General features: G+C 65.3%; 8 protein-coding genes. 5 read left to right on the forward strand and 3 right to left on the reverse strand.

Going from position 1 to position 15,373, the window contains the following annotated elements; translation table 11 throughout:
- Positions 1-144 precede the first annotated feature (144 nt).
- Positions 145-903, reverse strand: coding sequence for an NAD kinase (locus tag ACTHLF_RS10055; protein ID WP_440327079.1), 759 nt, complete (start codon positions 901-903; stop codon positions 145-147).
- Positions 904-1,019: 116 nt separating this feature from the next.
- Complete coding sequence (locus tag ACTHLF_RS10060; RefSeq protein WP_440327081.1) at positions 1,020-5,939, reverse strand: NAD-glutamate dehydrogenase; 4,920 nt, start codon at positions 5,937-5,939, stop codon at positions 1,020-1,022.
- A gap of 267 nt (positions 5,940-6,206) precedes the next feature.
- Between ACTHLF_RS10060 and ACTHLF_RS10065 the strand changes: the two genes are divergently transcribed.
- From ACTHLF_RS10065 to ACTHLF_RS10085, 5 genes are all read left to right on the forward strand, one after another.
- Positions 6,207-6,863: a TetR/AcrR family transcriptional regulator gene (locus ACTHLF_RS10065; RefSeq protein ID WP_440327082.1), complete on the forward strand. Its 657-nt coding sequence runs from the start codon at positions 6,207-6,209 to the stop codon at positions 6,861-6,863.
- Complete coding sequence (locus ACTHLF_RS10070; RefSeq protein WP_440327084.1) at positions 6,860-8,095, forward strand: efflux RND transporter periplasmic adaptor subunit; 1,236 nt, start codon at positions 6,860-6,862, stop codon at positions 8,093-8,095. Before ACTHLF_RS10065 ends, ACTHLF_RS10070 begins: the two co-directional genes overlap by 4 nt.
- 12 nt (positions 8,096-8,107) lie before the next feature.
- Positions 8,108-11,431 carry a multidrug efflux RND transporter permease subunit gene (locus ACTHLF_RS10075; RefSeq protein WP_440327085.1) on the forward strand — a complete coding sequence of 1,108 codons (3,324 nt, stop codon included), beginning with the start codon at positions 8,108-8,110 and terminating at the stop codon, positions 11,429-11,431.
- 549 nt (positions 11,432-11,980) lie between these two features.
- Positions 11,981-14,248, forward strand: a complete 2,268-nt coding sequence (locus ACTHLF_RS10080; protein ID WP_440327087.1) for a TonB-dependent receptor — start codon at positions 11,981-11,983, stop codon at positions 14,246-14,248.
- A 255-nt stretch (positions 14,249-14,503) separates the two neighbouring features.
- Positions 14,504-14,791: a hypothetical protein gene (locus ACTHLF_RS10085; protein ID WP_440327088.1), complete on the forward strand. Its 288-nt coding sequence runs from the start codon at positions 14,504-14,506 to the stop codon at positions 14,789-14,791.
- Positions 14,792-14,854: 63 nt separating this feature from the next.
- On the opposite strand, the gene ACTHLF_RS10090 is transcribed toward ACTHLF_RS10085, so the two are convergent.
- Positions 14,855-15,373: acyl-CoA dehydrogenase family protein (locus ACTHLF_RS10090; RefSeq protein WP_440327089.1), on the reverse strand; the 519-nt coding region annotated here is incomplete at its 5' end.

Below are 15,373 nucleotides of genomic sequence, written 5' to 3' on the forward strand. Positions count from 1 at the left end.
AGTCGCCGGGCGCCATCAGGGCCCGCTAGTAGTTGCTTTACTACCTTGAGTTTGAATCGCTTGTCGTACTTAGCCATGAGGCCCCCCAGAGGGTGGACGGGTGTCCAACTTCTGGGGGTCAGTTCAAAGCGCGCTCCCACAACGTCAGGGGGCGAACTGTTCGTCGAGGATGCGTTGCTGCAGGTTGTGCTCGGGATCGAACAGCAGGCGCACCGCGTGGCGGCGGGACTGGCGGATGTCGACGGTGCGGACATCGCGCACCTCGTGGAAATCGGCCGTGGCGCTGATCGGGCGCTTGTTCGGATCCTTGGTGTCGAAACCGACCTTGGCCGCGTGCGGCAGGATAGCGCCGCGCCAGCGGCGCGGGCGGAACGGGCTGATGGGTGTCAGCGCCAGCACGTTCGCGTCCAGTGGAAGGATGGGGCCGTGGGCGGAAAGGTTATACGCGGTGGAACCCGCCGGCGTCGCGACGAGGATGCCGTCGCAGACCAGCTCGTCGAGCTTCACCTCACCGTTCAGGCGCCCCTGCAGGTGGGCCGCCTGGTTGCTCTGGCGCAGCAGGGCCACCTCGTTGAAGGCCAGCGCGCGGTGCTCGACACCATCGCAGCAGATGCTGTGCATTTCCAGCGGATGGAGCACGGCCGGGTGCGCACGTTCGACGCGCTCCACCAGGCCATCCATCTCGTGCTTGTTCATGAGGAAGCCGAGGCGACCCAGCTTCATCCCGTAGAAGGGAATGCCCAGCGTGCGGTGGGCATGCAGCGTCCTCAGCATGAAACCATCGCCACCCAGGGAGACGATGATCTCCGCATCACCCGGCTCGACGCCGCCATAGCGCTTGGAAAGCGCCGTGCGGGCGCGCTGGGCGACTTCGGTTTCGCTGGCGACGAAGGCTAGGCGCATGGGCGGGTGTTTTGAGGACCAGCCCGGAGCTTAGCCCACGCCCGTTAAAAACTATCGGAGCGCGCTGTGGGAGCGCGCTCCTACGGGAGTGGGGCCGCCTTAGCGGCCCCACCAGATTACACCGGGATCTGCGCCAGCTGGGCCAGGCGGCGGACGGCGACCGAGGCGATCGGGTAGTCAGCGTTCTGGGTCAGGATCTCGGCGAGCATCGCGCGGGTGTACTTCAGCGTGGCGTCGTCGCGTTCCAGCCATGCCTGCACCGGGCTCACGTCGGTGCGATCGCCTGCGATGGAGAGCACCTGGACGGCCAGGGCGCGATGCTGGGCATTGAGCTCGTCCAGCAGCGAACCACGGGCCTGTGCGTGCCACGCACCTTCCACCGGCAACGCTTCGATCTGGCCGCGCAGCCACTCGAGGTCCAGTGCCTCACCCAGCTCGTAGAACACCTTGGCCACCGTGGCGATGTCCTTGCCGCTGGCCTTGGAGACTTCGACCATGTCGAGCGCGGCGCGGAGCACCGAGACACGGGCCAGGCGCACGGCCAGTTCGGTCGGCATGCCGAAGCCTTCCCATTTCTCCTGGCTCGCTTCGAACTCGCCGTGGCCGGTGCTGGTGAGGACATCCGGCAGGGCCTTGCGCAGCTTGGTGACCTCGGCCGCATAGCGGTCGACGTTGGCGGCGATATCCAGCGAGCCGCCCGGACGATTCAGCAGCCAGCGGGTCAGGTGACGCAACAGCGACCAGATCTGCAGGATCGCATCGATCTGCGTATCTTCCGCCACCTTGCCATCCAGCGCTTCCAGCTCGGCCCACAGGTCGCGGGCGTCGAGGATTTCGCGGGCGGCGGTGTATGCCTTCGCGATCGCCGCCGGACCATGGCCCGTGTCTTCCTGCAAGCGCATCATGAAGGTGGCGCCCATGCGGTTGATCGTCGAGTTGGTCACCGCGGTGGCGATGATCTCGCGCTTCAGGCGGTGGCGCTGCATGTGCTCGGCGTACTTCTCGTGCAGCGGCACGGGGAAATAACGCACCAGCTCACGCGAGAGGTACGGATCTTCCGGCACATCCGAGTCGAGCAGCTGCTGGAACAGGCGGATCTTGTCGTACGAGAGCAGCACCGAGAGCTCGGGACGGGTCAGGCCCTGCCCCTTCGCCTTGCGCTCGCTCAACTCGGCCTGGGTCGGCAGCGATTCCACCGCGCGATCGAGCAGGCCTTCCGCTTCGAGCGTCGTGATGAAGTGGGCCATGGAACCCAGGCGGCGCACCGACTGGTGCTCCATCAGGGTGATGGCCTGGTTCTGGCGATAGTTGTCCCACAGCACCAGGCGGGCCACTTCGTCGGTCATCTCGGCCAGCTGCTTGTTACGGCCTTCGAAGGTCAGCTCGTTGCGCTGGACGGCATCGTTCAGCAGGATCTTGATGTTCACCTCGTGGTCGGAGGTGTCCACGCCGGCGGAGTTATCGATGAAGTCCGTATTCATCAACACGCCGGCCTGCGAGGCTTCGATGCGGCCCTTCTGGGTCATGCCCAGGTTGCCGCCCTCGCCGATCACCTTGCAGCGAAGCTCGTTGCCATTCACGCGCAGCGCGTTGTTCGCGCGGTCGCCCACGTCGGCATGCGTTTCGCTGCTGGCCTTCACGTAGGTGCCGATGCCGCCGTTCCAGAGCAGGTCGACCGGCGCCTTCAGGATCGCCGAAAGCAGGTCGTTCGGCGCCATGTGCGTGGCTTCCGAGCGGATGCCCAGCACGGCCTTGATCTCGGCCGAGACCGGGATCGACTTGGCCGAGCGCGGATACACACCGCCGCCCGCCGAGATCAACGACTTGTCGTAGTCATCCCACGACGAACGCGGCAGGGCGAACATGCGCTGGCGCTCGACGAAGCTCTTCGCCGCATCCGGGTTCGGATCCAGGAAGATGTGGCGGTGGTCGAACGCGGCCAGCAGGCGGATGTGTTCTGAGAGCAGCATGCCGTTGCCGAAAACGTCGCCCGACATGTCGCCCACGCCAACCGTGGTGAAATCCTGGGTCTGGCTGTCGCGGCCCATCGCGCGGAAGTGGCGCTTCACCGACTCCCAGGCACCCTTGGCCGTGATGCCCATGCCCTTGTGGTCGTAACCGTTCGAGCCGCCCGACGCGAACGCGTCGTCCAGCCAGAAGCCGTGCTCGGTGGAAATGGCATTGGCGATATCGGAGAACGTCGCCGTGCCCTTGTCAGCCGCGACGACCAGGTACGGGTCGTCGTTGTCATGGCGGACCACGTCATGCGGCGGCACCACCTTGCCCTCGACCAGGTTGTCGGTGATGTCGAGCAGGCCGTTGATGAACATGCGATAGCACGCGATGCCCTCGGCCAGCTGCGCGTCGCGGTCACCGCCCACCGGCGGACGCTTCACGAAGAAGCCGCCCTTCGAGCCGACCGGCACGATGACGGTGTTCTTCACCATCTGCGCCTTCACGAGGCCCAGCACCTCCGTGCGGAAATCCTCACGGCGATCGGACCAGCGCAGGCCGCCGCGGGCCACCGAGCCGAAGCGCAGGTGGATACCCTCGACGCGCGGCGCGTAGACGAAGATCTCGCGGAACGGGACCGGCTTGGCCAGGTCGGGCACCTTGTGCGAATCGAACTTGAAGGCGATGTAGGCACGGAACGCACCGTCCCAGGCCTGGAAGAAGCTCGTGCGCAGCGTGGCGTGCACCAGCGCGATGAAGCTGCGCAGGATGCGGTCTTCATCGAGGCTGGAGACGTTGTCGAGCAGCGTGTTGATGGCCTCCTCGACCGCGCCCGCCTGCTCGGCGCGCGGGCGTGCCAGCGCGGCGACGAGGTTGCCGATCAGCGCCGGGTGGGCGGCGAGCGTGTCCTGGTCGATCAGCGCGTGCATCTCGTGCGAGAGCATGCCCTCGGCGTATGCGCGCTCCTTTTCATCCATGCTTTCGCGGCGCGGATCGAAGCGCACGTTGAACAGCTCGATGATCAGGCCGGCGATGGCCGGGTAACGGTTGAGCGCGTCTTCCATGTACGCCTGGGAGAAGGCGACGCCGGTCTGCAGCAGGTATTTGCAGTAACCGCGCAGCACGGCGACCTGGCGCCAGTTGAGCTTGGCGCCGAGCACCAGGCGGTTGAAGCCGTCGTTTTCGGCGTTGCCGCGCCAGATCTGCTCGAACGCGTCCTCGAAGATCGTACCGACCTGCGACACATCGAACGCGAGGCGGCCGACCGGCTGCACTTCGAAATCCTGGATATAGAGCGACGCTTCGCCGACCTTCACCTCGTACATGTGCTCGGTGAGCACGCGCAGGCCGAGGTTTTCCAGCTGGGGCAGCACCTCGGAAAGCGCGATGTCCGAGCCCGAGCGATACACCTTGAAACGCAGCTCTTCCGGGCGGTGCGCCGGGTGGTAGAACGACATGCTGATCGCGTCGGGGCCATCGAGGCCAGCGAGCGCGCGCACGTCGGCCGCGGCGACCGCGGGGGACACTTCGTCCACGTAACCCGCCGGCAGCGCCTTGCCGTAACGGTTGGCGAGGATGATGCCCTGCTGTTCGCCCGACGTCGTGACCAGCTGGTCGCGGAGCTCGTCGTACCAGTTGCGGGCGATCGAGGCGATCTTCGCCTCCACTTCAACGGCATCGTAAACCGGGTGGTCGCCGATGCGCGGGCGCACCACCACGTGCAGGCGCACGAGGGCGGCTTCGCCCATCAGCACGGCCGAATCGACGTGCTCGCCATGGAACGCCTCGCGCAGGACGGCTTCCACGCGCTCGCGCACGCTGGTGTTGAAGCGATCGCGCGGGATGTACACCAGGCAGGAGAAGAAGCGGCCGTAGCTGTCGCGGCGGATGAACAGGCGGGTGCGGGTGCGCTGGGCCAGCTCGAGCAGGCCGGTCGCCAGGGCGAACAGCTCGTCGGTGCTGCACTGGAACAGCTCATCGCGCGGCAGGGTATCGAGGATGTGGCGGAGCGCCTTGCCCGAGTGCGAATCGCGCTTCAGGCCCGAGCGGGCCATCACGGTCTCGCACTTCTCACGGACCAGCGGGACCTGCTGCGGGTGGGCCATGTAGGCGTTCGAGGAGAACAGGCCGAGGAAGCGCTGTTCCGCGACCGGGCGGCCATTGGCGTCGAACTTGAGGACGCCGATGTAATCCATGTAACCCGCGCGGTGCATCGGCGAACGCGCATTGGTCTTGGTCAGGATGATCGCATCCGTGGAACCGGAGCGCGGCAGCTCGCTCGCCACCAGGGTGCGCAGCGAACGCGGCGCCAGTGAGCGCTCGGCGCCGCGCAGGATGCCAAGGCCGGAGCCTTCCACCGTCCGCAGCACTTCATCGCCCGCATCGGCGGCCACTTCGTACTCGCGGTACCCCATGAAGGTGAAGTGGTTCTCCGCCACCCAGCGCAGGAAGGCCGAGGCCTCGCTGACTTCTTCCGCGGTGTAAGGCAAGGAACGCTTGCCGAGGTCATCGGCCACTTCCTGCATCTTGCCGCGCATGGTCTTCCAGTCGGCCACGGCCTCGCGGACATCCGCCAGTGCGGTTTCGACGTTGGCCCGCACCGTGTCCAGCTCCGTGTCGTCCATGCGGTCGATTTCGAATCGCATGATCGATTCGGTGTGTTCACCGGTGCCCATGGCTTCGAGCTGGCCCGAAGCGGAACGGATGACCGGGACCACGGGGTGGATGATGGCGTGGATATCCGCATGGGTCGCGGCGACCATCGATACCGTGTCCACCAGGAACGGCATGTCGTCGGTGACGACTTCAATCACGGCCCGGGTGCCGGAGACGCCGGGGTTATAGACGCGCACCTTCGCCTTGCCGGGGGTGCGCTCGCGGGCGAACCCGAGCAGGTCGGCGATCAGCGCGGCCCAGCGGGCCTCGGTATGCAGGGCATGATCGGCCTGCGCCATGCGTTCAAAGAAGGCCTCGATAAAAAAGCGCGCCTCGTTCAGGCGCTCTGCGGGGAAGTCGAGTTTCTTCAGTTCATCGAAAACGAGCGTCTGGAACTGGCCATTTTCGGCCGCGCGAATCGCATTCATGGGCGGATATCGATGTGGGGAAGTTGGGAAAACCGTAAAAGGATAGCTCCCGCACGTGTCATGTAGCCACACCGCGCGTGCATGTGATTCAAGGGATTTTCACCGCAGCGCGGCAATTAATCGGTAACTGGCGACGCACCCACCACGCATGGCCGATTGGCACGGCATGTGCGTCGCAACAATTCGCACGCGAATGGGCGTCATGACCGTTGACGATAGCGACGGGGAGATTCTAAACTGGACGGTATAGTCCAGCAGGTATAGGTAATGTCGCACCTGGATAACCGCCCGGCGTCAGACCGGCAGCAGCGGGTGCTCCAGGCGGCGTGCGCCCTGTTCCTGCGCGACGGTTACCGGGTAAGCATGGGTGCCGTGGCCCGCGAGGCCGGGGTTTCCAAGCAGACCGTGTACGCGCATTTCGAAAACAAGGACACCCTGTTCCACGCGGCCGTCGAACAACTCGTCTTACCCCTGCATGCGAGCCTCTCCCCGGAGCGCCGCGGGTTGTCCGCCACGCTGATGGCCCTGGCACAGGCGCACCAGACCCACGTGATGGACCAGGAAAATGTAGCGCTCGGGCGGATGCTTATCGCCGAGGCGCCCCGTTTCCCTGCGGCGGCGCGGACCTTTTTCCGCACCGCCAGTGAAACGGTGGCAACCCGGTTATCGAGTTGCATGGCTGAAGCGATGGAAAACGGCGAGATGCGCCGGGAAGACCCGGACACGGCCGCGGAACTGTTCCTGTCCATGCTGCATGGACTCGAAGGGGACCGCCGCCTGTTCGGCCTGCGAGCGAGGGGACCAAAGGCACAGGACGACTGGGCCCGGCACGCGGTAACCGTATTTATGCATGCGTACGACATCCTCCCGGATGGCCGGACGCGAACGAACAAGAAACCTGGAAAAGGAACGGAGTTCTCATGAAACCCCTGCCCCTGCGCACCACCCTGCTGGCCGCCGGCCTCGTCGCCGCCCTGGCTGCCTGCCACAAGCAGGAAGCCCCACCGGCACCGCCCCCGCCGCAGGTGGGTGTCATCACTGCCCAGCCGACCAACGTGCCGTTGGTCCAGGACCAGGTCGGCCGTGTGTCGGCGTTCCGGACCGCGGATGTCCGCGCCCGCGTGCCCGGCATCCTGCTGAAGCGCCTGTACACGGAAGGCACCGACGTCAAGGAAGGCCAGTCGCTGTTCAAGATCGACCCGGCGCCGCTGCAGGCCGAGCTCGACGCACAAACCGCGAACCTCGCCTCGGCGAAGGCCACGGCCGTGAACAGTAAGGCCCAGGCCGACCGTGCCCGTGGCCTGATCGGCAAGAATTACGTGTCGCGCGCCGACCTGGACACCGCCGAGGCCACCGAGCGCACCGCCAACGCCTCGGTCAAACAGGCTGAAGCCGCCGTGCAGTCGGCCCGGATCAACCTGGGCTTCACCGACGTCCGCTCCCCGATCAGCGGCCGCGCCGGCAAGCAGCAGGTCACCGAGGGCGCCCTGGTGGGACAGGGTGACACCACCCTGCTCACCCAGGTGGATGAGCTGGACAAGGTCTACATCAACTTCAGCATGTCGGTCGCCGACCTGGATACGCTGCGTAACGCCGCCGCCAAGGGCGCCGCGACGCTGTCGTCGACGGATGAATCGAAGGTCCGCATCCAGTTGCCGGACGGCTCCGACTTCGGCGAATCCGGCCAGCTCGACTTCTCCTCGGCCACGGTGAACCCGCAGACCGGCACGACCGACCTGCGCGCACTGCTGCCGAACGACAACCAGCGCCTGCTGCCCGGCCAGTACGTGACCGTGAAGGCCACGCTGGGCGAGCTGCACAACGTGTTCCTGATCCCGCAGGCGGCCGTCCTGCGCGATGCCAACTCGGCCTATGTGCTTGTCGTGGGCACCGCCAAGGTCAAGGACCCGCAGTCGGGTGAAGAGAAGACCGTCGAATCCGCCGCCGTGCGCCGCCCGGTGCAGACCGACCGCACCAGCGGCTCGAACTGGGTAGTGACGGGTGGCCTGCAGCCGGGCGACAAGATCATTGTCGAAGGCGTGCCCAAGGCCAAGGAAAACTCGCCGGTCAACGCGCAGCCTGCCCAGCCGCAGCCTGCCGCTGGCGCGGCACCGGCAAAGGCGGGCTCCGCGGCCGCCCCTGCCGGCAAGCAGTAAGGGAGTTCCGTCATGCCGAGTTTCTTCATCGACCGCCCCATCTTCGCGTGGGTCGTGGCGATCCTGATCTGCCTTACCGGCACGATCTCGCTGCTCAACATGGGCATCGAGTCGTATCCGAACATCGCGCCCCCGCAGGTCGTCGTCACGGCGAACTACCCGGGTGCGAGCGCGGACACGACCGAATCGACCGTGACGCAGGTGATCGAGCAGCAGCTCACGGGTATCGACCACCTGCTGTACTTCAGCTCGTCGTCCAGCTCCTCGGGCCAGGCGACCGTCACGCTCACCTTCGATACCGGTACCGACCCTGACATCGCGCAGGTGCAGGTGCAGAACAAGGTGTCGCTGGCGACCCCGCGCCTGCCCTCGGAAGTGACGCAGCAGGGCGTCGTGGTGGCCAAGTCCAACCCCGACTTCCTGGCGTTCATCGCGCTGACCTCGTCGAACCCGGCGATCGACAGCAACCGCCTCACCGATATCGTGTCGTCGCAGGTGCTCGACCAGGTCGCCCGTATCCCGGGCGTGGGCAGCACCCGCCAGCTCGGTGCCGAGTACGGCATGCGCGTCTGGCTGAACCCGGACAAGCTGCGCGGTTACGGCCTGTCGGCCACCGACCTGCAGAAGGCCCTGGCGAGCCAGAACGTGCAGTTCGCGGCCGGCGCCATCGGCTCCGACCCGGCCGTCGACGGCACCGGCTTCAACGCCACCGTGTCCGCGGAAGGCCGCTTCACGACGCCGGAAGAGTTCTCCAACATCATCCTGCGCGCCAACAACGATGGCACCGTGGTGAAGCTGAAGGACGTGGCCCGCGTGGAACTGGGCCCGCAGAACTATGGCTTCGCCACCGAGTGGAACGGCACCCCGACGGGCGCCTTCGGCGTGCAGCTGCTCCCGGGCGCGAACGCCCTGGACGTGGCCAACGCCGTGCGCGCGAAGATGGCCGACCTGGCCAAGAGCTTCCCGGAAGGCGTGACCTGGTTCGTGCCGTATGACTCCACGAAGTTCGTGGTGATCTCGATCGAGGAGGTGGTGCACACCCTCATCGAGGCGATCATCCTTGTCTTCCTCGTCATGCTGCTGTTCCTGCAGAACTTCCGCGCCACGATCATCCCCACCCTGGTCATCCCGGTCGCCCTGCTCGGCACGTTCCTGGGCCTGTCGCCGCTGGGCTTCACCATCAACCAGTTGACCCTGTTCGGCATGGTGCTGGCGATCGGTATCGTGGTGGATGACGCGATCGTCGTGATCGAGAACGTCGAGCGCATCATGTCGGAGGAGAACCTTCCCCCGAAGGAAGCGACCCGCAAGGCGATGGGCCAGATCACCGGCGCCGTCATCGCGATCACCGTGGTGCTGGCGGCGGTGTTCATCCCCTCGGCGCTGCAGCCGGGTGCCTCGGGCATCATCTACAAGCAGTTCGCGCTGACCATCGCCGTGTCGATGGGCTTCTCGGCCTTCCTCGCCCTCTCGTTCACCCCGGCGCTCTGCGCCACGATCCTCAAGAACGAGCACGGCCAGAAGAAGAACATCGTCTACCGCAAGTTCAACGAGGTCTTCGACTGGACGACGCACACCTACGCCGGCCACATCACCTCGGCCGTGCGTCACGCACCGCGCTGGATGGTGGTGTTCGTGCTGATCTCGGTGCTTTGCGGCTTCCTGTTCTCGCGCCTGCCCAGCAGCTTCGTCCCCGACGAAGACCAGGGCTATGCACTGGCGATCGTGCAGCTCCCGCCGGGCGCCAGCATTGCGCGTACGCAGGCAGTGCAGAAGAACATGCGCGATATCCTGCTCAAGGATTCCGCGGTCGACGGCGTGTTCCAGATCTCCGGCTTCAGCTTCCTGGGCCAGGGTGAAAACGTCGGCATGAACTTCATCCGCCTGAAGGACTGGTCGGATCGTGACATCAAGGCCACCGACTTCATCGCGCAGATGAACGGCAAGATGCAGGCGGTTCGCAATGCCACGATCTTCGTGGTGAACCTGCCGACCATCCGCGGCCTCTCGCAGTTCGGCGGTATCGACATGTACCTGCAGGCCCGTGCCGGCCAGTCGCGTACTGAGCTGACCCAGGCCCGCAACATGCTGCTCGGCGCCGCCGCGCAGGACAAGCGCCTGGTGGGTATCCGTCCGAACACGCTGGAAGATTCGCCGACCCTGAAGCTCGATGTCGACCGTACCCAGGCGCAGACCCTCGGCTTGTCGGTCAGCGATATCTACACCGCGATCCAGCTCACCCTGGCCCCGGTGTACATCAACGACTTCCAGTACGGCGGCCGCGTGAAGCGCGTCATGCTGCAGGCCGATGCGCCGTACCGCATGGGCACCGACTCGTTCAACCACATCTTCACCCCGAGCACGCTGGCCTCGTCGTCGACGTCGACCTCGTCGGGCGTTTCCAGCGCCTCGACCACGACCGACAGCACGATGATCCCGCTGTCGAGCGTGGTGCACACGACGTGGACGAACGTGTCGCCCAGCCTGACCCGCTACAACGGCTATTCGGCGGTGGAAATCGTGGGTAACCAGGCCCCGGGTTATTCGACCGGCCAGGCCATGGGCATCGTCGAAGGCATCGTGAACGACAAGCTGCCGAAGGGCTTCGGCTATGACTGGACCGGCCAGTCCTACCAGGAAATCCTTGCGGGTAACTCGGCCACCATGCTCATGGTGCTGTCCATCGTCATCGTGTTCCTCTGCCTTGCCGCGCTGTACGAAAGCTGGTCCATCCCGGTGGCCGTGCTCCTCGTGGTGCCGCTCGGCATGCTGGGTACGGTGGTGTTCTCGCAGCTGCGTGGCCTGCCGAACGATATCTTCTTCAAGATCGGCCTGATCACCGTGATCGGCCTTGCCGCGAAGAACGCGATCCTGATCGTCGAGTTCGCGGTGGAGCAGCAGGGCCACGGCAAGACGCTGAAGGAATCGGTCGTCGAAGCCTCGCGCCTGCGACTGCGCCCCATCCTGATGACGTCGATGGCGTTCATCCTCGGTGTCTTGCCGCTGGCGATCTCGACCGGTGCGGGCGCCAACTCCCGCCACGCGATCGGTACCGGCGTGATCGGCGGCATGCTGTTCGCCACGATCCTCGGCCTGCTGCTGATCCCGGTGTTCTACGTGATCGTGCGCCGCATGCTGGGCGACAAGCTGGACGAGGTCTCGCACACGATCCGTCACCACGGTGATGGCGGCGACGACGGCCATGACCCGCACGGTGGTGGCAACAACCCGCACGGTGGCGGTACCCCGCCGGTGAACGCGGCGCCCCACGCACCGAACATCGGTGACGTCAGGGCCTTCGATTCGGATCCGCGACGCGGGACGGATCGGCCGTAAGCCGCATCACGCAAGACCAGGAGCCCGGCGAAAGCCGGGCTCTTTTTTTATTCACGCGATAGCCCCGGTTGACATCCGCCCCGCGCACCCCCAGCATGAAATAACGATCTGGCCATCCAGACGTCTCACCGGGCCAACCACACGAGGCTTACGTGACCCCGACCATGCAGCACGCCATCAACACGCCCTCCCTGCCGACCACTTCGCTGGTCGCGGCGTGTTGTCGCTGTTGTCGGGCCTAAGCCCCCGCCGCTCCCCGTAGGAGCGCGCTCGCGCGCTATCGGCGCTACCTAGCCGCCGGTTTCGCCCCCTCCCCCTCCGTTTCTACAAGCCATCGCCCTCACCGGCGAGCTAGCGTCGTTCGCGTGTGTTTACGCGATTGGCGCCGCTTACCCATCGCTCGACCACCCGGATCGCCCCAGGCCTTCCGCCCCGACCCGCCGCCTTCCCCGGCCCCTCCTGATCGCCGCGGCGATCGCCACGCCCGTCGCAGCTGCACAGGAGACACCGCCCGACACGCAGGGCAAATCGCCCACCCAACTCGAGTCCGTGGTCGTCACCGGCACGCGTTCGGTGAACCGCAGCCAGGAAAGCTCGCTCTCGCCGATCGACATCGTCACGGCGAAGGACCTCCAATCCGCCGGTGATACGCAGCTCGCCGCCGTGCTTTCCCGCCTGGTGCCGTCGCTGAACTTCCCGCGCGCACCGGGCAACGATGGTTCGGGCATCGTGCGGCCGGCGGCTCTACGCGGCCTTTCTCCCGACGAGACGCTCGTGCTGGTCAACGGCAAGCGCTGGCACACGACCGCGCTGCTCAACCTGCAAGGCGCGCTGGGCCGTGGCTCGGCCCCCGCCGACCTGAACTCGATCCCGATCTCGGCGATCGACCATATCGAAGTGCTGCGCGACGGCGCCTCGGCACAGTATGGCTCGGACGCCATCGCGGGCGTGATCAACATTGTTTTGAAGGGTGCAGCCAAGCCCGGTAGCAACGAAGCGAGCATCACCGCGGGCCGCTATAGCGCGGGTGATGGTAAGCAATACCAGGGTGAGGCCAGCCTTGGCGTTCCGCTCGGCGGTGATAAGGGCTGGGCGCGGCTGAGTGTGGTGCAGGGTCACGCCGATGCGACCAACCGCGGCGGGCTCGATTTTCGCGACTCCACGTCACCGGTCTACGGCACACGTACCCAGCGCATTGGTGAACCCGACATCAGCAATCATCAGGCGTTGCTCAACGTCCAATACGCACTCACGCCGCATGCTGATTTCTATGCGTTCGCCAGCACGAGCAGCCGTGAAGGCACCTCACCCGCGCTGTTCCGCGCCTACAACAGCACGCGGAACGTCCCGGCGATCTATCCGAATGGCTTCCTGCCGCTCAATGACGTCCGTTCGATCGATAGCGCGCTGGTTGCCGGAGTTCGCGGCACCACGGCGAGCGGGTGGCGCTGGGATATCAGCGGCAACTACGGCCGCGACCACGTCAGTATCGATCCCATCCACACCTTGAACCGCGACCTTGGCGCGGCCAGCCCCACGAGTTTCAACGCGGGCCGGCTGATCTCGACGCAGAAGGCGTTCGACGTCGATATCGCGAAGGACATTTCCGTCGGCTGGCTCGAGAACCCCGTCACGCTCGCGTTTGGCGTCGAGTACCTCTACCAGCGTTATGGCATCGAGGCCGGCGATCCGGCGTCGTACTTCGGCACGGGTTCGCAGGGCTTCCCGGGCTTCACGCCGGGCGATGCGGGATACCACTCGCGACATGATGTCGCTGAGTACATCAGCCTGGAGAACCAGATCACCGACAAGTTGAGTGGCTCACTAGCGGTGCGCCACGAGGATTACAGCGACTTCGGCAACACCACGTCAGGCACGCTGTCGGCCCGTTACGACTTCACGGACACGTTCGCCCTGCGTGGGACGGCGGGTACCGGCTTCCGCGCGCCATCGCTCGCGCAGCAGTTCTACACCACCACATCTACAAATGTGATTGGCGGCGTCCCGACCCAGATCCGCAACTTCGCGGTAAGTGATCCCGTGGCGCGCTCCCTCGGTGCCGAACCACTGAAGGCCGAAAAGTCGCATAACTACACACTGGGCGCTACGTACTTGCCGGGCGCGTGGACGTTCTCACTGGACGTGTACCAGATCACGATCGGCGATCGCGTCGTGCCCTCCGAGAACCTCGTGGGCGATGACGTACAGGCCTACCTCACCAGCCAGGGCTACGCGAACATCCAGGGCGGCAGTTACTTCACCAATGCACTGAAGACGCGCACGCGCGGCGTCGACCTGAGCAGCGGCTATCGCCTCGACCTCGGTGCGTCGGGTATCTGGCAGTTCACGGCAGCGTACAACCGCAACCACACGTCCATTCTGTCAGTTGCGCCGAATCCACCGCAGCTAGCCCAGAATGGCCTCGAACTGATACGCGTTGGCCACATCGCCCAGGGGTACATCACCAACGGCGCACCGCGCGACAAGATCGCACTGGGTAGCGACTACACGCTCGGAAGCTGGGCGTTCCACGGCACGCTCACCCGCTACGGACAGTTCTCACAGAACCAGGATCCCGTTAGCAATCCGGGCTACGACCAGACCTTCCCCGCCCGCTGGCTGCTGGACCTCTCCGCAAACTACAACGTCGACGGCTGGACGTTTTCCGCTGGCGTCGACAACCTCACCAACGTCTATCCGCAAAAGTACAAGGCAGGTAGCGATGGCGCGGTGGGGGGCACGTGGCCATACCCCGACTATTCGCCGTTCGGCTACAGCGGCCGCTACCTGTACACGCGCGTTGCTTACCGGTGGTAACAGGCCCCGGCCGCGCCACTGATCTGAGCAGATTCGCATTCCTACGCCGGCCTTACGACCGGCGTGGGCGGCGCCTACATTCGAACGAGAAGGACACCGGCATAACGTAAAAAGCGCTTCAAAGACGATGGCATACCGTCTTCGAAGTGCCATTGTTCATGCCGTATCCGCTTCATCGAAGTTTGCTTCGCGCCTGCGCGCATGCCTACATTTGGCTCCGCGCAACGTGATTCGCGGCCCGAAAGGCTGCTCGCCATGAACTCACCAGATACTGGAACCACCGTTTATTACACACGTGATTTCGATGCACCGATCAGCCCGGAAACCATCGCCGAACTCAATGCGCTCGAGGGTCGCCCCATCGACCTCAGCGACGCACCAGAGCTAATCGACGATGGAAACTGGTACCGGCCCAAGTGGGCGATTGAGCGCGCGAGGCATCTGATAGCGACGGGACGCGGTGACCCTGCCATGGAGAGCATGGTCAGAGCGTATGACGCCAATCCTGTAGCGTCGCCGGGCCTTTGCGAGTGGTGCAGTTAGTTTCGCAGATACGAAAACCCCGGCACCTGGCCGGGGTTTTCGCTTGGTCCAGTGACGAGGCGCTCAGCGCAACCCCGTCTCCGCACGCGCGATCACCATGCGCTGGATCTCGCTCGTGCCCTCGTAGATTTCCGTGATCTTCGCATCGCGGAAGTAACGCTCGAGCGGCATTTCCTTCGAGTAGCCCATGCCGCCGTGGATCTGCACGGCCTGGTGGGTGATCCACATCGCGGCTTCGGAGGCGACGAGCTTGGCCATCGAGGCCTCGGTGCCGAAGCGGCCGCCGGTCTTCTCGACCTGGCCCTTCGTCCACGCGGCGCGCAGGGTCAGCAGCAGGGCCGAATCCAGCTTGCACTTCATGTCGGCGATCTTGGACTGCGTCATCTGGAACGTGCCGATCGGCGTGCCGAACGCCTTGCGGTCGCGCGACCACTGCAGCGTGGCTTCGTACGCCGCGCGGGCGACGCCCACGGCCTGCGAAGCAATGCCGATACGGCCGGCGTCGAGCACGCCCATGGCGATACCGAAGCCCTTGCCTTCCGCGCCGAGCAGGTCTTCCGCCGGGCAGACGTAGTCGTGGAA

This window comes from Luteibacter sp. (assembly GCF_051958795.1).
In the GTDB taxonomy this organism is placed as follows: Bacteria; Pseudomonadota; Gammaproteobacteria; order Xanthomonadales; family Rhodanobacteraceae; genus Luteibacter.

What these genes read in the sequence shown, in the direction of transcription:
- ACTHLF_RS10055 (WP_440327079.1), bottom strand. Translation starts at nt 903, where the DNA reads ATGCGCCTAGCCTTCGTCGCCAGCGAAACCGAAGTCGCCCAGCGCGCC.
- ACTHLF_RS10060 (WP_440327081.1), bottom strand. Translation starts at nt 5,939, where the DNA reads ATGAATGCGATTCGCGCGGCCGAAAATGGCCAGTTCCAGACGCTCGTT.
- ACTHLF_RS10065 (WP_440327082.1), top strand. Translation starts at nt 6,207, where the DNA reads ATGTCGCACCTGGATAACCGCCCGGCGTCAGACCGGCAGCAGCGGGTG.
- ACTHLF_RS10070 (WP_440327084.1), top strand. Translation starts at nt 6,860, where the DNA reads ATGAAACCCCTGCCCCTGCGCACCACCCTGCTGGCCGCCGGCCTCGTC.
- ACTHLF_RS10075 (WP_440327085.1), top strand. Translation starts at nt 8,108, where the DNA reads ATGCCGAGTTTCTTCATCGACCGCCCCATCTTCGCGTGGGTCGTGGCG.
- ACTHLF_RS10085 (WP_440327088.1), top strand. Translation starts at nt 14,504, where the DNA reads ATGAACTCACCAGATACTGGAACCACCGTTTATTACACACGTGATTTC.